Annotated in this window: 22 protein-coding genes and 1 tRNA gene; 13 read left to right on the forward strand and 10 right to left on the reverse strand. The window is 58.1% G+C overall.

Going from position 1 to position 22,699, the window contains the following annotated elements; genetic code table 11:
- The first annotated feature begins 3 nt into the window (after positions 1-3).
- From trpA to ACTQYB_RS01570, 12 genes are all read left to right on the forward strand, one after another.
- Positions 4-876, forward strand: coding sequence for a tryptophan synthase subunit alpha (trpA, locus tag ACTQYB_RS01515; RefSeq protein WP_033505581.1), 873 nt, complete (start codon positions 4-6; stop codon positions 874-876).
- A 280-nt stretch (positions 877-1,156) separates the two neighbouring features.
- On the forward strand, positions 1,157-2,056 hold the full coding sequence (lgt, locus tag ACTQYB_RS01520; RefSeq protein ID WP_441481973.1) for a prolipoprotein diacylglyceryl transferase: 900 nt from the start codon (positions 1,157-1,159) through the stop codon (positions 2,054-2,056).
- A gap of 77 nt (positions 2,057-2,133) precedes the next feature.
- Positions 2,134-2,799, forward strand: a complete 666-nt coding sequence (gene rpe / locus ACTQYB_RS01525) for a ribulose-phosphate 3-epimerase (RefSeq protein ID WP_015450549.1) — start codon at positions 2,134-2,136, stop codon at positions 2,797-2,799.
- A 45-nt stretch (positions 2,800-2,844) separates the two neighbouring features.
- A complete protein-coding gene (locus tag ACTQYB_RS01530; protein ID WP_029576760.1) occupies positions 2,845-3,108 on the forward strand; it encodes a phosphoribosyl-ATP diphosphatase in 264 nt (87 codons plus the stop codon).
- 40 nt (positions 3,109-3,148) lie between these two features.
- On the forward strand, positions 3,149-4,000 hold the full coding sequence (gene hisG / locus ACTQYB_RS01535; RefSeq protein WP_033505585.1) for an ATP phosphoribosyltransferase: 852 nt from the start codon (positions 3,149-3,151) through the stop codon (positions 3,998-4,000).
- Between the two features lie 14 nt (positions 4,001-4,014).
- Positions 4,015-4,635, forward strand: a complete 621-nt coding sequence (locus ACTQYB_RS01540) for a CDP-alcohol phosphatidyltransferase family protein (protein WP_321046962.1) — start codon at positions 4,015-4,017, stop codon at positions 4,633-4,635.
- 3 nt (positions 4,636-4,638) lie between these two features.
- Positions 4,639-5,628 carry a DUF881 domain-containing protein gene (locus ACTQYB_RS01545; protein ID WP_441481974.1) on the forward strand — a complete coding sequence of 330 codons (990 nt, stop codon included), beginning with the start codon at positions 4,639-4,641 and terminating at the stop codon, positions 5,626-5,628.
- A complete protein-coding gene (locus tag ACTQYB_RS01550; protein WP_015450554.1) occupies positions 5,628-5,960 on the forward strand; it encodes a DUF1290 domain-containing protein in 333 nt (110 codons plus the stop codon). Before ACTQYB_RS01545 ends, ACTQYB_RS01550 begins: the two co-directional genes overlap by 1 nt.
- A gap of 4 nt (positions 5,961-5,964) precedes the next feature.
- Positions 5,965-6,786: a DUF881 domain-containing protein gene (locus ACTQYB_RS01555; RefSeq protein ID WP_441481975.1), complete on the forward strand. Its 822-nt coding sequence runs from the start codon at positions 5,965-5,967 to the stop codon at positions 6,784-6,786.
- 5 nt (positions 6,787-6,791) lie between these two features.
- Complete coding sequence (locus tag ACTQYB_RS01560) at positions 6,792-7,226, forward strand: FHA domain-containing protein (RefSeq protein WP_015450556.1); 435 nt, start codon at positions 6,792-6,794, stop codon at positions 7,224-7,226.
- Between the two features lie 114 nt (positions 7,227-7,340).
- Positions 7,341-8,018 carry a MerR family transcriptional regulator gene (locus ACTQYB_RS01565; RefSeq protein ID WP_044282230.1) on the forward strand — a complete coding sequence of 226 codons (678 nt, stop codon included), beginning with the start codon at positions 7,341-7,343 and terminating at the stop codon, positions 8,016-8,018.
- 105 nt (positions 8,019-8,123) lie between these two features.
- A complete protein-coding gene (locus ACTQYB_RS01570) occupies positions 8,124-8,696 on the forward strand; it encodes a hypothetical protein (protein WP_441481976.1) in 573 nt (190 codons plus the stop codon).
- 926 nt (positions 8,697-9,622) lie between these two features.
- Here ACTQYB_RS01570 and ACTQYB_RS01575 read toward each other — a convergent pair.
- From ACTQYB_RS01575 to ACTQYB_RS01615, 9 genes are all read right to left on the reverse strand, one after another.
- On the reverse strand, positions 9,623-10,354 hold the full coding sequence (locus tag ACTQYB_RS01575) for an HAD hydrolase-like protein (protein ID WP_033505597.1): 732 nt from the start codon (positions 10,352-10,354) through the stop codon (positions 9,623-9,625).
- A gap of 245 nt (positions 10,355-10,599) precedes the next feature.
- Complete coding sequence (locus ACTQYB_RS01580) at positions 10,600-10,947, reverse strand: RNA polymerase-binding protein RbpA (RefSeq protein WP_015450561.1); 348 nt, start codon at positions 10,945-10,947, stop codon at positions 10,600-10,602.
- A gap of 158 nt (positions 10,948-11,105) precedes the next feature.
- Complete coding sequence (locus ACTQYB_RS01585; protein ID WP_441481977.1) at positions 11,106-13,706, reverse strand: DEAD/DEAH box helicase; 2,601 nt, start codon at positions 13,704-13,706, stop codon at positions 11,106-11,108.
- A 47-nt stretch (positions 13,707-13,753) separates the two neighbouring features.
- Positions 13,754-14,068 (reverse strand): hypothetical protein, encoded by a 315-nt coding sequence (locus tag ACTQYB_RS01590; protein ID WP_033505601.1) that lies wholly within the window; start codon positions 14,066-14,068, stop codon positions 13,754-13,756.
- A gap of 42 nt (positions 14,069-14,110) precedes the next feature.
- Positions 14,111-16,033: a helix-turn-helix transcriptional regulator gene (locus ACTQYB_RS01595; RefSeq protein WP_033505603.1), complete on the reverse strand. Its 1,923-nt coding sequence runs from the start codon at positions 16,031-16,033 to the stop codon at positions 14,111-14,113.
- A 128-nt stretch (positions 16,034-16,161) separates the two neighbouring features.
- Entirely contained in the window at positions 16,162-17,598 is a 1,437-nt protein-coding gene (locus tag ACTQYB_RS01600; RefSeq protein ID WP_441481978.1) for a UTP--glucose-1-phosphate uridylyltransferase, read from the reverse strand.
- 430 nt (positions 17,599-18,028) lie between these two features.
- Positions 18,029-18,102, reverse strand: a tRNA-Pro gene (locus ACTQYB_RS01605).
- A 91-nt stretch (positions 18,103-18,193) separates the two neighbouring features.
- The gene (gene der, locus ACTQYB_RS01610) at positions 18,194-20,317 is read right to left on the reverse strand and encodes a bifunctional cytidylate kinase/GTPase Der (RefSeq protein WP_441481979.1); all 2,124 of its coding nucleotides are present in this window, start codon (positions 20,315-20,317) and stop codon (positions 18,194-18,196) included.
- Entirely contained in the window at positions 20,314-21,087 is a 774-nt protein-coding gene (locus tag ACTQYB_RS01615) for a pseudouridine synthase (RefSeq protein ID WP_029576735.1), read from the reverse strand. Before ACTQYB_RS01615 ends, der begins: the two co-directional genes overlap by 4 nt.
- Positions 21,088-21,322: 235 nt before the next feature.
- On the opposite strand from ACTQYB_RS01615, the gene ACTQYB_RS01620 reads away from it, so the two are divergent.
- Complete coding sequence (locus tag ACTQYB_RS01620) at positions 21,323-22,294, forward strand: MIP/aquaporin family protein (protein ID WP_441481980.1); 972 nt, start codon at positions 21,323-21,325, stop codon at positions 22,292-22,294.
- Here ACTQYB_RS01620 and ACTQYB_RS01625 read toward each other — a convergent pair.
- On the reverse strand, positions 22,259-22,546 hold the full coding sequence (locus tag ACTQYB_RS01625) for a DUF3017 domain-containing protein (protein ID WP_441481981.1): 288 nt from the start codon (positions 22,544-22,546) through the stop codon (positions 22,259-22,261). The genes ACTQYB_RS01620 and ACTQYB_RS01625 overlap by 36 nt on opposite strands.
- Positions 22,547-22,699: the final 153 nt, after the last annotated feature.

Raw genomic sequence — 22,699 nt, forward strand, 5'->3', positions numbered from 1 at the left:
ACGATGACCAACCCCGCAACAACCCCTTCAGGACAGCCTCTCGGCATCAGCCATAAACCGAGCAAGACCCGCGCAATGTTCGATGACTTCAGGAAGCGCGACGAGCCCGCGTTCATCGGATACCTGCCGTATGGTTTCCCGGATTCCGAATACTCGCTCAAGGCCTTCGACACGATGGTTCGCCATGGCGTCAACGCCGTGGAAATCGGCCTACCGTATTCCGACCCGGTGATGGATGGCCCGGTCATCCAAGCGGCGTCAAAAATCGCAATTGACAACGGCGAGCGCATCGCCGACGTGTTCAAAGCGGTGGAAACCGTGGCGAACGCTGGCGGCGTGCCGCTGGTTATGAGCTATTGGAATCTCATCTTCCATTACGGTGTGGAACGTTTCGCGACCGATTTCGAGAACGCCGGTGGCGCCGGTATCATCACGCCTGATCTGATTCCCGACGAAGCCGGTGAATGGATTGAGGCGTCTGACCGCCACGGTCTCGATCGAATCTTCTTGGTGTCTCCGGACACTTCGGATGAGCGTCTGCGCATCGTCGCGGCGAACGCACGCGGTTTCGTGTATGCCGCATCCCGTATGGGCGTCACCGGCGAGCGCGCGACCCTGTCCGCCTCCCCGGAGCGTCTCGTCGCCCGGACCAGGGATGCCGGCGCGCAGAACGTATGTGTCGGCATCGGCGTGTCCACCCCAGAGCAGGGCGCACAGGTCGGATCGTATGCGGATGGCGTGATTGTCGGTTCCGCGCTAGTGCACACCTTGCTCGATGATTCTGCACGCATCCCGAAGCCACTCAACGAAGGCCTGTCCGCGTTGGCAGCAAAAACAGAGGAGCTCGCTGAGGGCATCCACAACGCGCGGCACTGACACCTTGCGCTGAGGCGCTCGGTCGGTCGGCCCGCCTTCACGTACCATCGTGCCGATGACAGGACCCCACCAAGGTGACGCTTGGTGGGGTCCTGTTGTATTCGTTCCGTATCCTCGCCTGGTCACAGCCGACCTAAACTACTGTACTGCTGTATTACATTACTGCAATACAACAGTACAGTAGGAGCAAAGACAGCCCGGGAGTAACCGCCCGCCCACGACGCGCGCCAATACGCCACATCGGCACGTTATCGCCATCGTCTACTACCATCAAGGAATCATGACACTGGCTTATATCCCGTCCCCGTCGATTTCGCAGTTCACCATCGGCCCGGTGACCATCCATTTCTACGCGCTGTGCATCCTCGCCGGCATCATATGCGCGGTGTGGATCACCACGAACCGGTGGAGACATGCCGGGGGCACATTCGACCAGATTCTCGACATCACGCTGTGCGCTGTGCCGGCCGGCATCATCGGCGCGCGGGTGTACCACATCATCACCACGCCGGAACGCTTTTTCGGCCCCAACGGCGATTGGGTCGAGATGTTCCGCATCTGGAACGGCGGACTGGGCATCTGGGGCGGTGTCGTCTTCGGCGCCTTGGCCGCATGGGCATGGTGCCGACACAAGCATTACCCGATGGCCTTGCTCGCCGATTGCGTGGCACCGGGGCTCTTGGTCGCCCAAGCAATCGGGCGTCTGGGCAACTGGTTCAACCAGGAACTGTACGGAGCGCCCACCACTCTTCCTTGGGGCCTGAAACTCAACACTGCGGGAACCGCCATCGGCAGCATGGAGCAATGCTACGACGGCTCGACCTGTCCGACAGGCACTCTGTTCCACCCGACCTTCCTCTACGAGATGATTTGGAATCTCATCGGCGCGGCACTGCTCGTGTGGGTCGGGCACAAGGCGTACCGCACCCTCAAATGCGGATCCCTGTTCGCGCTGTATGTCATGTGGTACACCGCCGGACGCACATGGATCGAATGCCTGCGCATTGATTTTGCTCACGAGTTCCTCGGCGTGAGGATCAACGTATGGGTGTCGATGGTGGCGTTCGTTCTCGGCGCCATCGCCTTCGTCATCCTGCAACGGCGCGGAAAAGACAGTTCGCTGCTTGCGGAACGTCTGCGTACCCAGACCGAACTGGAAGCCAGCGCAAGCGAGGCATGACCTGCCCGGCTGCGGGCCATGTCCACCTTCCGGCTCCCGGTTCGTCATCGTCAGCCGTACTCCATAGAATGAGTATTATGAGTATTCAAATCGCACCTAGCATCCTGTCCGCCGATTTTTGCAATCTCGAGCGTGACCTCAAAGCGATCAGCAATGCCGATCTCGTCCACGTCGATGTGATGGATCACCACTTCGTACCGAACCTCACCTTGGGCGAGCCAATCGTCAAGCGTATCTGCGAGGTCACCGACCTGCCGGTCGACGTGCATCTGATGATCGAGGATCCGGACCGCTGGGCTCCGGAGTATGCGAAGCTCGGCGCAGCGTCGGTGAGCTTCCATATGGGCGCCACACATGCGCCGGTGCGTTTGGCCCGCCAACTGCGTGACATGGGCTGCAAGGCTTGCTTCGCGGTTCGTCCTGCCGAGCCCGTCGAGCCGATTTTCGACATTCTTGACGAGTTCGACATGGTTCTGATCATGACCGTAGAACCGGGCTTCGGCGGCCAGAAGTTCCTTGACAACCAGATGGGCAAGGTTCGTCGCTTGCGCGATGAAATCACCCGCCGCGGTCTGGATACCCACATCCAGGTCGATGGGGGAGTCAGCCCCAAGACCGCGCACATCGTCGCCGATGCGGGCGCCGACGTGCTCGTCGCAGGTTCCGCCGTATACGGTGCCGAAGATCCCGCCGCAGCCATCGAATCAATCCGTGAGAAAGCACAGGCGGCATACCGGGCATAACCGGCCGCCCTGCACGCAACAACAGACAACATAGGGAGACAACAAGTGAAGACCTTCGAATCACTGTTCAAGGAGCTCAGCGAGAAAGCCCAGACCCGCCCTCAAGGTTCACTCACCGTCGGCGAGCTCGACAAAGGCACGCACTTCATCGGCAAGAAGATCGTCGAAGAAGCTGGGGAGACGTGGATCGCTGCCGAATACGAAGGAGCGGAACGCACTGCGGAAGAGATGAGCCAGTTGATCTACCATCTTCAGGTCATGATGATCGATCGGGGTATCACACTGGAAGACATCTACAAGAACCTGTGAGCGTCCTGTCTTCGGGAACCGCAGCAATTAGGGAGGAAATATGTTAAGGATTGCCGTGCCGAACAAAGGCATGCTGTCGGAACCGGCCTGGAACATGCTTGCCGAGGCGGGGTACCGCCTGCGCAGCAACTCACGGCAGTTGGTCGTCGAAGACCCCGATAACGATATCGAGCTGTTCTACCTTCGCCCGCTGGACATCGCCGTGTACGTGGGCCGCGGAACCATCGACGTCGGCATCACCGGCCGCGATCTGCTGCTCAATTCCGGCACCGAGGCCGTCGAGCATATGCCGCTCGGGTTCGGTGCGTCCACGTTCAGGTTCGCAGCTCCCGCGGAATCGCCGATCAACCGTCTTGAGGACATCGACGGCAAGCGCGTTGCCAGCTCCTATGACAAACTGGTCGACGATTATCTCAAGGCCCACGGAATCCACGCCGATATCATTCACCTTGATGGCGCGGTCGAATCCTCCGTGCAGCTTGGCGTCGCCGATCTCATCGCAGATGTCGTCTCCACCGGCACGACGTTGCGCAATGCCGGCCTGCGTGTGTTCGCCGACCCGATTCTGCACTCGGAAGCTATCCTCATCCGTTCCCCGCGTGTCACGGAGAACGACGAGCGCCTGACCATCCTGGGCCGCCGCATCCAAGGCGTCTTAACTGCACAGCGGTACGTGCTTATGGACTACGATATCCCCGTCTCGAAAGTCGCAGCTGCAGTCGAGGTCACGCCGGGCTTCGAGAGCCCGACCATCTCCCCGCTACATGACAAGCAGTGGGCAGCTGTGCGCGTCATGGTGCCGCGTGAAAAGGTCAATCAACTGATGGATCGGCTCTATGAGGTCGGCGCCCGCGGTATCATCGTCACTGCACTCCAGGCATCCCGTATCTGAAGTCCCCAGTGGTTATGAGCGATACACACACGCATTCCAACACCTCAGGGGAGCAGTACAGCCCTGAAGCACGCGACGTGATATTCACGGTGCCCAATGGCATCAGCGTTTTGAGGATTATCTCAATCCCAGTGATTGCCGTCTTGGTGTCCAAACACGAGATGGTCGCCTCGTTGATCATCATCGCCCTGTCGGCCATATCCGACGGGCTTGACGGAGTCATCGCGAGGAAATTCAACCAGGTGAGCAAACTTGGACAGATCCTCGACCCTATCGCTGACCGGCTGCTCATTTTCTGCAGTATCCTCGCCCTCGGCATCGCCCATGTCATCCCATGGTGGGTGTTAATCGTCATCGGTATGCGGGATTTGCTTATGGGAGTCCTCATCGTGATGCTCGCGCAGCATGGGTATGGGCCCCTGCCGGTCCATTTCGTGGGAAAGACGGGCACGGCTCTGCTTATGACGGCGATTGTGTTGCTGATTTTCGCCGATATCTGGAGAAATCCGGCAACTTTGACCTTGCATCTCGTTGCCTTGGCCATCTGCATCTGGGGCATCGCGTTGTACTGGCTCGCAGGGCTTATCTACGCGCATCAGGGACTGGGACTGATCCGTAACGACAACAGGCAGTGACATATGGCAGATATGCTGCATGAAGCACCACAGGCGCCGGACTCCATATCCATACCGAAGGAGATGGCGCCTGTGCGTACGCGGGCTGTCTTTTCCGCTTCCGCGTCATCACTGGGCGCACACCATGCAGCGCCGTCACCTGACATGCCCATCACTCCGAGGCGCAGGCGCCCCCAACTGGAGGATGATTCGCTGCGTCTCATCGATGACCTGACGAACCGTCCGATGGACCCGATGTTCAGCGATTCAAGGCTGGACAAGCGGCCGAAATCGGCTTTTCGTGTGTGGTCGACACGGGTTATCGTGTTCATCATCTGCATCGCCGTAGGATTTTCCGGCAGTATCATCGTCCAGATTCTGCACACCGACCCTCGCAAGGAGATTCGTAGCAGTCTGGCAAAGGAACTCACACAGCAGACCAAGCATCTCAACACCCTGAACAGTGAAGTCTCCTCCTTGAGAGTCAAGGTGGAGAACCAGTCCAAGCAGCTGGCCAACACCACCAAGGACGACACCTTGACCTACGACGAGATGGCCACCGGCACGATTCCGGTGACTGGGCCGGGTATCACGCTGACCATCGCGAACCCGCTCGCCGCGAACAGCGACACCACTTCGGGGTCGTTGCCGCGGGAAAGCAGCTCGAATATCCGTGTCGTCACCGACGGCGATCTGCAGGTGTTCATCCAGATCCTATGGCAGGCCGGCGCGGAAGCCATCTCCATCAATGGCTATCGTCTAGGTGTGCAGACGTCGGTGCGCACCGCAGGCCAGACAATTCTGGTGGGTGTCAACCAGGTGCAGAGCCCCTATAAAATCCAAGCCATAGGGGACGCAAGCGCGTTGGCCTCCGCCGTGGGGGAGAAGAGCCAGCGCTCGTTATATACGACGTTGAAAGGCGCGGGAATCTACCCGCAAATCACGACGTCGAAGTCGATTACACTGGAAGCGGCAAGCTCAAGTGACATCAGCTACGCGGAAAGGGCGAACTAATGGCTGCAGTATTGGGGCTGATCATCGGCGTGGTCATCGGCATCTTCGTAAAACCGGATATACCGGTCGTCTTGCAGCCGTACCTGCCGATCATGGTCGTCGCGGCGCTTGACGCGCTGCTGGGAGCGGCCCGTGCGTATTTCGAACGCACATTCTCCGACAAGGTGTTCGTGATTTCGTTCATCTCCAATGTATTGACCGCCACACTGCTCGTGCTTCTGGGCAATCAGCTCGGCGTCGGCTCGCAGCTGCAGACCGCAGTCATCGTCGTGCTGGGCATCAGAATCTTCTCCAATGTGTCCGCAATCCGCCGGTTCGTCTTCAAGGCGTAATGTCATGAGTCATAAGAAGGAACCACAGGATCTGCTTAGCCGTTTGCACCGTCAGCGTGTCGCGGACAGCGCAAACGACCATACCGAGACGGGATCGTTCCCGGTTGTCAGAAGAAAACCCAAGCGTTCGCTACAAGCGAACGCGGCCCGCACCCGCTTTATGACCAGCCTGCTTGTGCTCTTGCTGTGCGCGTTGCTCGGTTTCAGCTATGCCATCCAGCTGAACAACACCACATCAACATATGAGACGATGAGCGAGGACGAACTGACCAGGCTCATCACCGAGACCAGTTCCCAAGTACAGAATCTCGAACAGCGCAAAAGCCAGCTGACCGAACAGCTCACCGCGCTGCAGAAGGCCGCGGACAAGCAGGCGGAAGCCGAACGCATCGCCAAGCAGAACGAAGAGACCAGCGGCTTGCTCTCCGGCCGTCTGGCGGCACAGGGCAAAGGCGTGGTCATCACCATCAGCAAGGGCGCGAAGGAGCGCATCGATGCCGCCACCATGTTCGAACTGATTGAGGAACTGCGCAATGCAGGTGCGGAAGTCATGGCGGTCAACACCGTGAGAGTCGTGACGTCAACCTACTTCGCCGACACGAAAACGGGGCTGATTTGCGATGGTCAGGAACTTTCCACACCGTACAAGGTCAAGGCTATCGGCGACCCGCAGAATCTGCAGAACGCCGTCAATATCGCCGGCGGCGTCGGCTCCAGGCTCAGTGTGAAATTCGGCGCGAAAGTCAAAGTGACATCATCCGATAAGGTCGAAATCAACGAGATTCGCGACGTACCCCAATATCAATACGCAAAGACTGTAGAATAGCAAGTATGACTGATCCGATTCCAAGCGCAGGCGAAACGACCATCATCGGGATGCCTGCCATCACGATACCCATTACCACGACCGGGGACCGTCCTCTGACCCAGGAAGACCTCGACACCATCACCAAATTGTCGCCCGGCACGGCGCTGCTCATCTCGACGCGAGGCGCTGTATCAGGCTCCAGGTATCTCCTTGACGAGGACGAAGTGACGGTGGGACGCGACCCGCATGCGGACATCCTGCTCGACGATTCGACCGTGTCGCGTCATCATGCGGTCTTCCGCCGCACGAACGGCACGTTCGAAGTCATCGATGCGGGAAGCCTCAACGGCACATATGTCAACCGTCAACGCGTGGATAACGCGGTGTTGCACAACGGTGACGAAATCATGATTGGTAAATTCAGGCTGGTGTTCTTCGGCAACGCCGCGCAGGCCTGAATTTATTTCGGCGTGATCGGCGGCAATCCCGCGATCACGCCTCCTCTTCCCGCACTGCGGCCTCGGTACGGTCTCCAAGCCACCGCAGTATTCTTCAGAAAGGGCACAGGTGACATGGCAGTACATCGTGCTACTCACGCGTCGAACGCTACTGTGTCATCCAGTGACATCACCATCGTCCAAGGGGAGTTGTTTTCCTTCCCTGACGATGACAAGCCGACACGCGGGTACCGAGGGACTGTCGCCTCGAAAGTCGCCGGCATCACCTACCGTCAGCTGGATTATTGGGCACGGAAGCAAATCGTCGAGCCGTCCATCAAAGCCTCGCATGGCTCAGGTTCGCGAAGGTTGTACTCGTTCAAGGACGTGCTGATTCTCGCCGTGTCCAAACGGCTGCTTGACGCAGGCGTGAACCTGCAGAACGTGACCATCGCCATCGGGTATCTCATGCAACGAAGTACCGCGCAACTGGAGCATACGACGATTCTCAGCGACGGCGAGCATGTGCACGAATGCCGGGACGGGGACAGAATCGGCGATGTGCTCGGCAGCGGAACGGCGGTGTTCGGCATTTCCGTGACCGCGCTGTGGCATGGAATCGAGCAGCGGCTTGAACAAGAGCCGCACGTCGACGTGTTTCCCGATGGTTCCGTCACAGCTTCCCAGATGCCGAGCGGTGGACCATTCGAGGAGCTTGCGCAAGCCCGTATGCGCAGGAAACTTGAAATCCGACATGAGGAACGCAGCATGCAGGACTTGGATGAGTATGATCCGTTCCTTGTGCATGTGTGAGTGGCCAGGCATTCACGCGCGGCATGCCATTGCTGCTGTGGATTGCCGTTGTTGGCAGATATGCTCTGATACGGGTTTATTGTCAGTTCTAAGGAGTTACATTCGATGACTGCTCTTCCACTTGTTCTCTGGCTGATTGCCTTGGTATGTTGCGTCACCGTCATCGTGATGGTGCTGAAGATGGATACGCGACGCTCCCATGCCGGTCATCCGGCGGATTCGGCATCCGCCGCCTCTGTAGCGTCTGCTGCCAAGACAGCATCAGATGGTGTTGTGACGTCAGACGATACCGTCGCGGCAGGGGAGGAGGAGAGCACAGATCCTCGTCCGGTCAGCAAAACCGTCATCATCCTGCATTTCGTCTCGTTGATTCTTGCTATGGCGCCGTATATCGTGGCTACCGAAGCCGCGGAAAGCATCGGCAAAACCATGCTGTCCTGGTATGACAGCGTCGGAGGCATCTCTGGGGCGATTCTGATCGTGCTCATCGCCTTGGAACTGTGGTTCATGTACCGGCAGGCGTCACGCGCCGCGAAAGCCGAAGCCACACACGCCAAACTTGCCGGGCATAAGAACCTCGAGCCTGCCGATCAGTCAGCGCAGACCGGGAAAGACAACCCCAGGAAACACGCCGATGACGCCGTCTCGGCGGCAAACAGCGGGAATGACCGGAAGTAGTCCTTACGTGACTCCTGCACCTCGCTCCCGCATCGGCGATATGAGTCACGTTCGATTTACCAGCGCGTGGTCATCCACCAACCGGGCAGAAACACCAGGAGACAGGTTGCGCTGATCGCATACGTCGATATCATCAGCGCGCGTGTGACATCGGGGAAACGACCGCGGTTCCGAAATCGCCTGAACGATCCGCCTACGAAGAAATACAACACCCACAAATCACCGAACGCGCGGAACAAGGGCAGACTCACGCCGGGGACGATGCAGAAGCAAGGATGCCACAGTTCCATATGTGGTCTACGCGCCGAGCAGACACAGCAGGACACAGAAGAATATCGACCTGGCACCGTCATGCAAGCGGTAATGGAACACGGACACAGCAACGGCATACACCAGAAAGCCGATATCCAGTATCATCGCAACCATAGCCGGCAGGGACCAAGCCATAGCAACCTCACTACGCGTCATCAAATATCATCGTGGTGTGCCGAACGCCATGTCGAGCCGAAGCCGGTCCACGCGATAACAACGCCGTCGTGACAACGACATCAATGACGTTTGGCGCCTACACCAATGATATGACGACGAACAGTCACGTTGGAATTCGCATCGGAGTGCCGACGCCGATTGTCATAGATTGCTGATGCGCCGGGATGAGCGCATGCGTCGTTGTCGTATGAAGCATCGAAAGATATGCGATTGCGTGTACGGGGAGGGGTCAATAGTTACAATCTGACATAACGTACATTATCGGATGTTAATGGTACCAATTCCGTCGCCGCTGACTGAAGTGCTTCATGCGTTGTTATTCCAGGCAATCACGCACACAATAAGAACGTCCGGATGCATATCATTCTGCATCCGGACGAATGTGTTATGTTTGTATCGGCATCCATTCCGATTATGGATTGTCGATTGCCTTTGATTTAGTTTTCGTCAATGTTGAAGTAATCTTCGACGGCGTCACGCAACTGGCTGACTTCGTCGATAATCCGGTACGCGCCATGTTCGTTGAGCTCTCCAGGCTCGGCGTACCCCCATCCGCAACCCAGGCAATCCAAGCCGCATGCCTTCGCGCCTTCGACATCCGTCCAGCGGTCGCCGACCATCAACGCGCGATCACCTTGGATGACATTGAAGCCCATATTTTCGAACGCGTACCGGATGACCTGGTCCTTGTCGAGCCTGGAATTGTCTTTGCTGGCCCCATAGACTGCATCGACCAGCTTGTCAAGCCCGAAATGCTCACAAATCGGCTTCGCCTGATATTCCGGCTTGCACGTCGTGACAGCCAGGAAATACCCGTCAGCCCTCAATGTCTGCAACTGCTCAGGAATGCCCGGATACACAGTGTTGTACAGCTTTCCCGGTACCTTGTTCCCGGGATGATTGGGGTCGTCGAACACCGCCTTGTTGCTGTAATAATCACGGTAAATCTCGACGGCTTTGGCCAACTGATCATCCGGAATGTGATTGCGCTTCATCGATTCGATAATCGCCGGCCCGATGAACCGGTGAAGTTCCGCTTCGTCCGGCACCGGACGGCCAAGCGCCTCAAACGCCTTGACCACGCAGGCGATGATGCCCGGGTCAGATTTGGTCAACGTACCATCAAGGTCAAGCAGCACAATGCGCCGCGGTGAATGCAATACGGTCATACGGTCCTCTCTCCGAATGCTCCGAAGGCTGTATAAGGTAAACGTCTTCTCAACGCTTCTCCCCATTCGTATTATGCCTTGAACGCGTGACCTTGGCGTGTTCGAACCGACGCATGGGAATCCACTGGTGAACTGGAATCTCCCTAATACATGAAGTGCCGTGCCAAGGCAGGTATCCATGGCACGGCACTTCAGTACAACAAGTCCGGCTCAGCGCTTACAAGCGCTGAGCCAAGCCAAGGAAATCACTCGTAATCCGGAATCCAACCGTCACGATGCATCTGAAGCCGCTTTTCCAACAACTCCTTGAGCTCATCCTCAGTACGGCGCTCCATCAGCATGTCCCAGTGGGTACGTGTCGGCTTGTTGATCTCGTCGTCCTCGGCGTCCTGATCGCCTTCACGATGGGCGATCTGCCCGCAACGGCATTCCCATTCCTTCGGAGGCTCAGCACCTTCGGCAAACGGGACAATCGTACGATGCCCGTTCGGGCACACGTACGCGATGTCAGTACGGGCCGCGAAATCCACATTATCGTCTGATTCCAGTGACTTGGCTCCGATGCTCATACCGCGCAGACTGCGTTCTGCCATGTCAATCCATTCCTCCTAGGGGTTTAGTCAACTATCCAAATTACCTAACAGCCCGGACGCACCGCATATTCCCCGGGCGAAATGAGCCATGGCTTGGGGCACAATCCTGAACAAACCCAAGACGAGCAGGAGGGAATGAACCCGCGACTCCTGGTTCCTCAGTCAACACCCGAGTATGCCACGACTCCCCTGTTAATCATCAACTGGGAGGCACGCGCATGCACGGACAACGGTCCCTCGTATTCCGGAACACCGGGAAGCGCTGATGCTATCTGCTGCAGCATATCGGCCAGACGCTTCATGTTGCGTACAAAATCGCCGCCGGTCAAATCCATGTCGTGAAGGATCACTGCCAGAGGTTCACCGTCGGCCCATGCATACACCGCATCGACAATCCCGAAATCTACATCCGGAAGCCGCTCCAGCCCATAATCCTCACGCAACGCATTGATACGCATGCTCATCGCCCGCAATTGCGAGCAAGCATGGGCGACCGGACCGGTAGAGCCTCCAGGATACCGGCGGGGTTCACCACCCTCTCCCCTGCGCGACTCATAGACAAGCCCAGACAACGCGGCGGCAAGCTGCTGCGGGGTCAAGGTATCCAGCAATCCGGTACGGATCGCTTGGGCGAGCACAAGATCCTGTTCACTGTACAGCTGGCGAAGGAGACGCCCACCGGCAGTTAATTCCAAAGAGGTTTGCTCCTGGCCGTTCTGATGGCGTTCGAGATACCCCAGTTCAACAAGGATGTCGCAGATGCGGTCGAACTGCCTAGCCACGGACCCTGTGCGCGAATCGTAGCGCCGTTGCACCCGGTCGAGTTCGCGCCGCTCCCTCATCCAGCGGTGTCCCCACCTGAGGTGTTCCTGCACGTCAGGGCATGAGGCGCAAGGATGGTGCTGCTGTTCCCATTTGATTTCGGCAATCTGCCTGTCGAGATCATGGAAGGCCTTACTACGCGCCTCTTGAGACGGGAACGAACGATGTTTGAGTTCGCGCCGCCCGTTCTTCTGCAAATCGCTGAGTTTCATCCTTAGCAGCATGAATTGGGTGAAATCGCCGCGATCGCAGTATGCCGCCTGCTCGTAGCCTTCCAAAGCATGTTCGAGCGTATGGATTTCGGATTCAAGCTGCCACGCAGACTCATTCGCCTCCCATTGCGCGAAGGACTGGTCGAGCGTCTTGCGGGCGGTTTCGTAGGAGCTGGAATACAACAGATTCACGGCCATATTGAAAGTAGGTTTGAAACTCGAATGCAACGGATACACACGTTTGCTGGACAACGCCGCGGCGGTGGCCGGAACGAACCCCTTATGGTCGACAATCACCGCGTGGCCAATCGTATCGATGCCACGACGCCCCGCACGGCCCGTCAGTTGCGTGAATTCTCCGGGGGTGAGCATGACGTGCCCTGTGCCGTCGTATTTCTCAAGTTTTTCGACGATGACGCTGCGGGCCGGCATGTTGATACCAAGCGCGAGAGTCTCCGTGGCGAATACCACTTTCACCAGACCCTCTTCGAACAGACGTTCGACAATCTGTCTAAACAGGGCAATCATACCTGCATGATGCGAGGCGAAACCTTCCTCCAACGCGAAACGGAATCGCGGGAATCGCAATGCTTTGAGATCGTCGCGGCTCATCTGCCCTTCAACCATCTCATCGACAATCTCACGGATCCGCATCGCCTCATCGTCAGTCGTCAGTTCGAGCCCCGCATTGATGCACTGCTCGACCGCCTGATCGCAGCCATTACGTGAGAAGATGAAATAGATTCCGGGCAACATGCCGAGGAAATTGAGTTCGTCGATGACTGCCGCACGCCGTGGAGTGAACCGTTCGGCTTCATACTGCGAACGACCGGTCCGGCCGAAGCCCCGGCCTTTGCGGTATCCATGGGGCGGACGCCTGCGGGCAGCTTGATGCTCCAGTTGATCGATACGTCTGGCCAATTGCGGATTGAGCCGTGTTGTGGCCTCACCGTCACTGTCGCGACGATACAGGTCGATGAGCTCCGGTTCGGTGCGCTCGTTGGCCTGCACCATCACATGCTGTTCAAGAGGCACCGGACGATGCTCGGACACGATAAGCCTAGTGGAGCCGCGCACCGAGGAAATCCACGCGGAGAAATCCTCGACATTCGATACCGTCGCAGACAATCCGACGATGCGAACGGATTGCGGCAGGTGGATGATGACTTCCTCCCACACCGGTCCACGGAATCGGTCGGCAAGATAATGGACTTCGTCAAGAATGACGTATTGAAGCGCAAGCAGAGTGTTGGAATGCTCGTACAGCATATTCCTCAGCACTTCCGTGGTCATCACGATAATATCCGCCTCGGAGTTGATGGACGTGTCCCCCGTGAGCAACCCGACATGCTCGGCGCCATAGATTGCGGACAGATCATGGTACTTCTGGTTGCTCAACGCCTTGATCGGCGTGGTATAAAACGCCTTGACATGATGTTCGTGCGCCAAGTACATCGCGAAATCCGCGACCACCGTCTTCCCCGCGCCCGTCGGTGCTGCCACAAGGACATTGTCCCCGGATTCCAAGGCTTCACACGCCTGAATCTGGAAGGCGTCAAGATCGAACGGCAACGATGACGCGAACTTTGCCACGGCCGTTTTCCGGTACTGCTGGTTGCGTTTGAACCGCTGGTACCGTTGAGCCGGAGAATCCTGAATCTCCCCCTGACTGTGGCTGGAATCTGTCCCACGCCCTTGCGGGGCATAATGCGAATGTCGAGACATGCCTTCTCTCCCCCATGTCAACACTGAACGAATACCGTGGAACGGTGTTACTCGTTGAATACGCCCCAACGACGCCATACGGCCTCATGCCGTTCGCGCTTGTGTTCCTCACGTCTGATCACTTGGGCGTGGGCAGAACTGTACTGGTCGATGGATTGCTGGAGCGGAACCGTGAACGATGCCGGTTTCGGCTGCGATTCATCGACACCGTCCGCCGCGGCAAACTTGCTGCCAATGGCATCACCGAGCGAGGAGACCATATGCAATGCAGCCAGACCCCGTCTGAACACATACCAGATACCCGCGGCAAGAGATACCAGCAACGCTAAGACAAGCACAACCCAGACAACCCACCATTGCATGGAAACCTCCTGTCAAACGGATACGGACAGCATTCGAGCCTATCAGTCAGTGTCGTCTTCACGCTTGTCCACGCTGAGTTCACGCTCGGCGCGTGCCTTGATCATCGAACGCAAGGTCTCAGGGGCGACAGCGGTAATATGCCGCGCGTGGGCAATACAGAAAGCAACGAACCACGAATCGGAAGATACGATCAGCCGGACTTTCTGCCCGTTGCCGCACGGTTCCACCGTCGCGCCCGGGAGCCGCTTGGTGAACGGCAAATCAGGCTGGTCCGTGATGAACACGGTCTGCGTGCCATTGTCGAAACTCCACTTGCGCAGTTCACTTACCGGTACATCCGGGATATCGAGCTTCTTGATCGGCTTGACCAGCTCGGCCTTCTCGATACGGGCAAGACGCAGAACCTGCCACACCCTGGGCAGACCGTTCGCCTTGTTGATGGTGACGTCCTTCTGCACGAACTTGGCTTCATCGTGCGGAGCTGCGGATGCTACATCCGTCCAGACCGCCACATAGTACACGCCCTCATCCACGAAAATCTTCGCTGGGGCCACCAGCTTACGGCGGGTACGACCCGCGCCATCCGTGTACTCCATGTCGAGCAGGCTGTCCGTGGAAATAGCACGCTTGACGACCGAGAACGCACGGGGCTCGAGTTCGTAACCGGTCAGGCTCAGCCACGGCGTCTGACCGGGCTTGACATGCTGACGTAAGCGCGAATACAACGACTGCGCCTGGTCGCGCTGCTGATCGGGAAGCAATGACGAATGGGCCAGATAACTCACCGAAGCCGTCAACATGCTCAGATACTGCTGGGAAATGCCGGCGAGACGCTCCAAACCAAGGGAATTCGTGGCCGACACGATACCCTCACTGTCCAGAAGCGGCCAATCGATATCGAAGAACTGGCTACCCGCCATCTCACCGTCATCGGACACCGTCGTCAAGGTGTTGATGTCCTTGTGGATGATGTTGACGTACTTGGTGAGCTCATCCTCGGACTTGGGCTTGCCAATGAAACGCTCCGCAAGCTCGGCCAGCGAGAACTCCTCGCCGAGATGGGCAGACAGGAACAGCATGAGCCTCAACCTGCGGTCGACTTCGCTGCCGGTCTGGAATGACGGCCCGATCTTCTTCTGACGGGCCTTTATGCTTTCCGGATCACCAGGTTCGTGCACCTGCCGACTGATCGAGGGAGCATTGACCTCCAAGCTCTCCGAATTCTGGGCGGAGTCGGCTAGCTCGAACTTCGTCGCCGCGGTGAGCCTGCGGTTGAACGCGTCCACGGCCTCCTGAGGGCTGACGATATACGCGCCTGGATGTTCGAGCACGTACATGGCCAAGTCGTCGGAATCCGTGTAGGCGACGTTGATGCGCTCGCCGTCGACATCCACGGTTGCCGCAAAGCGACGGGAATCAATCACCTTCACCAGCGATTCAGGCAAGGTCTGTGTACCAAGCCCCGGAGCGATGGAATCCAAGCCAAGACCGGGCACAGGCGTCTGAGGGACGCGCGGCGCGGTCCGTGAGGTGTGCTGGACCTGCTGACTGGAAGCGCTTGACGAAATCGACATGGAACGCGCGAGGTAATTCGCTGCGGCGAGCACAGGCAAATCCTCCGGCTCGAAATGCAGGCGGACACGAGGCTCGTCCCCGAGTTGCAAGCGGTATGACGCGAAATCCTGACCTTCGGATTTCGAGGAATATTCCGGCTGCCGCGATTCAATTGCGATACCCATCGCCGCAAGCTTGGCGCGATCACGCTGGAACTGCTTGGCGAAAGCCGCCTTCGCCGCTTGATCAGCCAATTCCCCGTATGAGTCCGCATACGCCTTCACGCGTTGCGCGATCTGGCGCGAAGTGAGCCATTGGGGGAAGGCTGATGACAATACGGCCAAGACATCAAGCTCGTGCTTGCCCCATTTGTCGGAAAAACGCCGTCTCCCGTTGCTACCCTCTGCCATTAGTCCTCACGTATCGTTACAGTCTTCGAGTATCTGTGCTGGAAAGCACCTTTCCTCTATATTAGAGGCTTTTTATGTTCCTGTGGGTCATTTCTCGAAAAAAGAGATATTTCTTGCCTGCAGTATAATCACGCGAGCCACTCGTCAGGCTCGATGCCCTGAGGGCCGACGAATTCGCCGTTTGGCACGTAACTGGGCCGTCCTTGGTCTTGCAAGACTGCGTCGCCGTAGAACGACACGTTCTGCCCGAAGGTCCAATCCCCCTCGATACGAACCGAGTTGGCGGCAGCCAAAGAAGGCACGCCATACGGGAAGCGCTCGTTGAAGTCGTCGATGTTCTTGTAGTACCGCGAATCAAGTTCCACATTGGGGAAGATATAGTTGCCGTCCTCCATTTCGAACTGGTCCGTAAGGTGGAATCTATCCGACCGCATAATGAACAGATCGTCGGTGGTTTTTACGGGGAGGAACCGCATCCTGTCCACCTGGACGCAAATCGCGTCGTCGAACAGAGAAATCGCAGCGCCCATCGCGGTCTCCAGCTGGATCACCGGCGTGCTTAAGGGGTCAGTGGGATCGACCGTCTTTTTGTTGATGATGACCGGCAGCGGCAGCACCCCATGGTGGCTGGCGAGCAGTTCGCGCAAGGCATCGATGCGAATCCAGAGGCTGTTCGTGTTGAAATACGGATGCCTGCCGATGTTCTGTGCGTGGGCGCGGTCTTCAGGATGCACCTGGCTCATCTCGCGGAGCATCAGACGTCCCGTTCGGCGGCTGCGCACCAGGTGTCCGCCCTTGCGGTCGGCTTCGGTGCGAACCGCGACCTCTGCCATGAACGGAGCACCGGTGTTTTCGAAATATTGCGCCAAAGTGCGCGATGGACGTGCGCCGAGATTATCTGAATTCGAAATGAACAGGTAGCGCAGCCCTTTATCCCATAGGATGTCAAGCAATCCCGACTCCCACAGCGTGGAGAACAAATCACCGTGTCCCGGAGGGCACCACTCCAATTCGGGGCGCTGGGGATACTGGACCGGCTCGCCGGTGGCGATATCGATCTTCGGCTCGCGATGCTGGACGATCTCGACGGGAATGTCATCTTGATGGAACCGCGGGGTGGCTTCGAGGACACGCAATGTATCGGCCGAGGTACGGAAGGAATTCATGAACGTCAACGGCAGCGGCACGCCGAGCCGCTCACGCGCGGTCAGCACCTGGCCGATGATGATGTCAAGGAAGCGCATCTGACGAGCCTTGTGGCGACGCACAGGCAGCAGTGATTTCGCGCAGGACAAGCCCATTGAGGTTCCCAAACCGCCATTGAGCTTGATGAAGGCCGTCCTTCCGAACGCCTCCACAGCCTTGTTATGATCGATGGTCTGGTAGATATCGTGGAAGCTGGGGACGTCGCGCAAGGGTTCGACATCATCTTCGCGGATCCATGTCGTCTCGGAGCCTTCGGCCCACACGTCATACAGATGGCTGAACTGTGCGATGGCCATCTCGCTCATGCCATGTTCCCGCATCACTTGTGCGCAACGTTCAGCGTGTTCGTTTGCCGTCATGTCGTAACCCTTTCTTCCATGACTGCTCATAAGTGTAACCCCCATCGAGGCGACGTCCGCGCATTGCAACCCCGATACGAGTGAAGGATTCGTGGATGAATCCGCTAATCGTATGGCGATGCGCGCATGAGCAAATCCCCAAGAGCGGCACTAGGCACCCGGTCTTCAATCATGAGCCTTGACCGGTCGGTCTGTAAGCGCCGTCTGCAACTATTGCACGTCCGAGTATGTCACACAACACCGCATTGGGCAACGCGGAGCAGGGACGCCAGGCGCATTGGATGTGGGTACGGCAGGTGGCGGATTCCATTCGAATTTGGATGTGGATATGTAGGCGGTGTCGCTGTCCGGCGTGCTGTCCATGTTGCACGTTTGTTGCACGCCGGGAAAACAGAAGCCGCGGAATCGTTGCGATTCCGCGGCTTTCCCGTCGGGCCGGCGGGATTTGAACCCGCGACCCCTTGACCCCCAGTCAAGTGCGCTACCAAACTGCGCTACGGCCCGATCGGCGCTTGACGCGCCGAAGAGCTAACTTACCACAGCAGTTCAGTCTACGCAACCCGGCGTGGCGTGCCCTTCCGATTTCGGTAGGCGCCTACTTCCGCCGCTTTTCGCGGACCTTGACGGAAATCTGGACGGGCGAGCCTTCGAATCCGAATTCTTCGCGCAACTGACGCTCCAGATACCGCCGATAGCCGTGTTCGAGGAATCCGGTCGCGAAAATCACGAACCGCGGCGGCCGTGTCGAAGCCTGTGTCGCAAAGAGGATTCTCGGCTGCTTGCCGCCTCGTAGCGGGTGGGGATGCGCCGCCTGGATCCGTCCGAGAAATGCGTTGAGCTTGCCCGTGGGTATGCGCTTGTCCCAAGATTCAAGAGCCGTTTGCATAGCACGAGACAGGCGGTTCGTATGCCACCCGGTCTTCGCTGAGAGATTGACGCGTTCAGCCCACGTCACCCGGTTGAACTCGGTTGCCCACAGACGCTCCAGCCGCTGACGGGAGAATTCGTCCATCAAATCCCACTTATTGAACACCAGGACGATTGCTCGGCCGGCGTCAACCGCCTGGCTCATGACTTTCAGGTCCTGATCGGCGATCGGCTGGGACGCGTCGAACAGCACCAACGCAAGTTCCGCACGCTCGATAGCCGCCTGGGTGCGCAGTGAGGAATAGTATTCCGCGCCGGACAACTTGTGCTGGCGACGCTTGATACCGGCGGTATCGATGAACAGCCAGTCTTGGCCATCCATCGAGATGATCTCATCGACCGGATCCCTTGTGGTGCCGGCTAGATCATTGACAACCGAACGCTCCTCGTGGGCGAGTTGGTTGAGCAACGATGATTTGCCGACGTTCGGTCGCCCGACGAGCGCGACACGCCGCAGATGCGGCGGCGCCAGGAATCCCGATGTCCGGTCGGCGGACTTCAGGGAGTCCAACGCGGCGTCGAGCAGCTCGCCGACTCCCCTGCCGTGCATGGCTGAGATGCCATAGGGCTCTCCGAGGCCAAGCTTCCAGAATTCCGCGGTGAGATACTCGCTTTGCGCGTCGTCGACCTTGTTGACCGCGAGCGTCACCGGCTTGCCGGCCGCGCGCAGCATGTTGACGATCCGCTCATCGGTGTCGGTCATACCGATTTGCCCGTCCACCACGAAAATCACGGCGTCGGCAAGTCTTACCGCCACCTGCGCTTGGGACGCAATCGCCGAGGCGATGCCTTCAACATCGGCTTCCCAGCCACCGGTGTCGACGAGTTTGAAATCGGTACCTGCCCATTCGGCGTCGTAGCTGACGCGGTCCCGGGTGACCCCCGGGGTGTCCTCAACGACCGCCGCGCGGCGACCAAGAATACGGTTCACCAACGTGGATTTTCCGACATTCGGCCGTCCGACCACCGCGATGACACCGACCTGCTTACCGGAACCGGCATCGGCGTCGCCTTCATCTTCGCCCGCGATGAGTTCACGGTCTTCCTCGTCAAGCTCGTATCCTTCGAGATTCGCGGCGTACTCCTGGTACTGCTGCTCCTCAATCGCTTGATCAACCAAAGCGATGAGCTGGTCCAAGGTCTGCTCGAAGGTCAGATCCGAGTTATCCAAGGTCACGACCCCATCGGCGGCGGTCAGGAAACTGGTGACCTTCGAGTCCATGCGATCGCGTTTCGCGACATCCTCAGCGCCCACGCCCTGCGCGGATTGCCCGCTCCGGCGTGCCTGACGCACTTCCTCACGCGCGGTCAGCAACACTCGTACTTCGGCATCGGGGGCCACGACGGTGGTAATGTCACGGCCTTCAGCGATGATGCCACGCCCTTGCGAGAAGGAATCCCCCGACGCTTCACGGGCGATATACGCGCGCTGCGCTGCAATGAGCACATGGCGGACGGGGATGATGCCTGACACCCGTGACACATGGGTGGACACCTCAGAAGATCTGATGTCCTCACTGATGTCCTCACCGTCGGCGAGCACAATCGGACGGTCAGGGTCTACCGAGATATCGAAATGGTCATCGGTGAAGAACTCCCCCACCGTCTCGGTAATCTGCTGCTCATCAATCTGCGGGGAGTCAAGGTCAATGCCCTGATGCAGGCACCACCATGCGCATGCGCGATACATGGCTCCAGTATCAAGGTATGCGAAACCGAAATGTCTGGCCAGTTCCTTCGCCGTAGATGATTTTCCGACACCGGCGGGGCCGTCAATGGCGACACGGATCACAGTCCGACCTCCTTGGCAAGTGAACGAACCTCAGTCTGGGACAGCACGCGGTACGAACCTGATTTGAGATCGCCGAGCTTGATCGGGCCAATCTGCGTGCGCACCAGGCGCTTGACGGGGAACCCGACCGCGTCGAAAATACGACGGACAATCCGGTTCTTGCCCGAATGCAGCACGACCTTCACCAAGGTCGTGTCATGGTTGGCGTCGATGATGGCACAATGGTCCAGGCGAATCCAGCCGTCGTCCAGCTGCACTCCTTGGGAGACAAGACGCCGACATACATTGCCGCTGATCCTGCCCTGCAGGGTGGCGATGTAGGTTTTCTCCACCTCATATTTGGGATGCATGACATGCTGGCTGAGTTCACCGTCATTCGTCATGAGGATGAGCCCTTCCGAGTCATAATCGAGGCGTCCCATATGGAAGATGCGCTCATACTTGTCACCGACGATGTCCCGCAAGGTATAACGCCCCTTGGGGTCGTCCATGGTGCTGAGCACCTTGCGCGGCTTATTAAGCGCAAGCGTGATGTGATTGGGGTTCAGGCGGACGCGGGAGCCGTCGACACGAATCTCCTGCTTGCTCGGATCGGCACGGGTGCCGAGCTCGGTCACCAATTCGCCGTCAACCTCGACACGTCCGTCGAGGATGATCTGCTCGCACTTGCGCCTCGAACCGAAACCGGCTTGTGCGAGGATCTTCTGCAGGCGAATGCCTTCTTGATTATTGTCATGTGCTTTCAATGCACGAGAATATGCGTTTGGCATCGTTCTCCCAACGTGGCCGGACGGCGCCATCGGAGCCGTCATGGATAGATATCTGGTGTCGTGATGCACTCGCAACGGTACTCGCCATGGCATGAACTACGAGACACACGACATAGACATTGTAGCGTAAGGCACAGAAAAGCGTTCCTACTGATAGAATGTCACACGTCCGGCGGATATGGCCACGCTTCAGGCCGGAGCCTTGTCCGCTATTCCCCTAGAGAAAGAACAATCAATGACTGATACGGGATCCCAGCGCGCCAGTGACGCGGCATCATGCACGAAGGAACCACTTGCGGTACGCGTGGGCGCTGAGCTGGCGGGAAGCTTCATCGCATTCTTCGCGATTTACAGCTTCACGACCTTCGGAACCGCCCTGTTCGGCATCAATATGGCGTTCATCGCCTTGGCCACCGGTATCGCGTACGCCGCGATGACACTGATATTCTCAAAGGTGTCCGGCGGACAGCTGAACCCGGCGATTACCCTCGCTGCAATACTGACCGGCAAGACCAAGGTGCTCGACGGCATCCTCTACATCATCGCCCAGGTGCTGGGCGGCATCGCCGCCGGCGCGCTGATCGTACATATCCTGCCGACGACCGAAACACTGACCGCGAAGATCTGGCTGACCGATGCCGTCAACGGCTTCGGCAACGGCTCCGTCTCCGCATCCACGCTGAGCAGCGTGAGCGCCTCCTTTGACATCACTCTGGCTGTCGTGGTCGAAATCATCGCAAGTATTGTGGTGATTGCCGCCGCTGTGGCGACCATGAACAAGGAGACCACAGCGGTTTCGCACGCTGCGGCCATCGGTTTCGCCTACGGTCTGGGCGCCGCGATGACCTATCCAGTCACCGGAGCCGGCATGAATCCTGCGCGCTCCACCGGCATCGCCCTGTTCGCGCGCAACGCCGGACTGTCCCAGAACCCGCTGCAGCAGCTGTGGGTCTTCTGGATATGCCCGATTCTCGCTGCGGCGATTGTCGCGATGGTCATGATCGGTGCGCAGTTGCTGCGTGACAATGCCAACGCCAAGCAGCAGGTTGTCGATGACACCGCCGCGCAACAGAATGTAGCTGATACCGACGCACTCGCCCTCAGCGGCAACGATGCGACGCAAACAGCTACCGAGTCTGCCGATCACGGCGAGCAGGAAGCGTCCGCGGTGTCAGAGCATGATGCGGATGCTCAGATCGAGCAGTGAGACTCCGATACCAAAACACAGGGACATCGACGCATCGAATACCACGGACCGGACCTTCCATGGGCTGCGTTCACGCAGGATGATGCGCATTGTCCCCAAGACGATGGCCGTCGCAGCGAGCAACGCTGTGGCGGCTATCGTATATCCAAAGGCGGCAAGGATGCCGCTGACACATACCAACAGCGCCACAATCCATTCACATACCGGTTTGCCTTCTTTGGCTTCAGACACATACGGATGCTCTTGCGGCATGATGGCCTCCTCGTGGCGGTTGGGAACAGATGTCACATCGACAATCGGTGTGCAGTGAGTCCCGTTGTCGATATCTTGACACATCAAAGGGAAGAATACCTGTCCGCTTCGACGTGGCATCGAAATCGCTGAGGAATATGGCAGCACGGTACG

It is taken from the genome of Bifidobacterium sp. LCP19S3_E9, from assembly GCF_052121135.1.
Taxonomy (GTDB): Bacteria; Actinomycetota; Actinomycetes; order Actinomycetales; family Bifidobacteriaceae; genus Bifidobacterium; species Bifidobacterium thermacidophilum.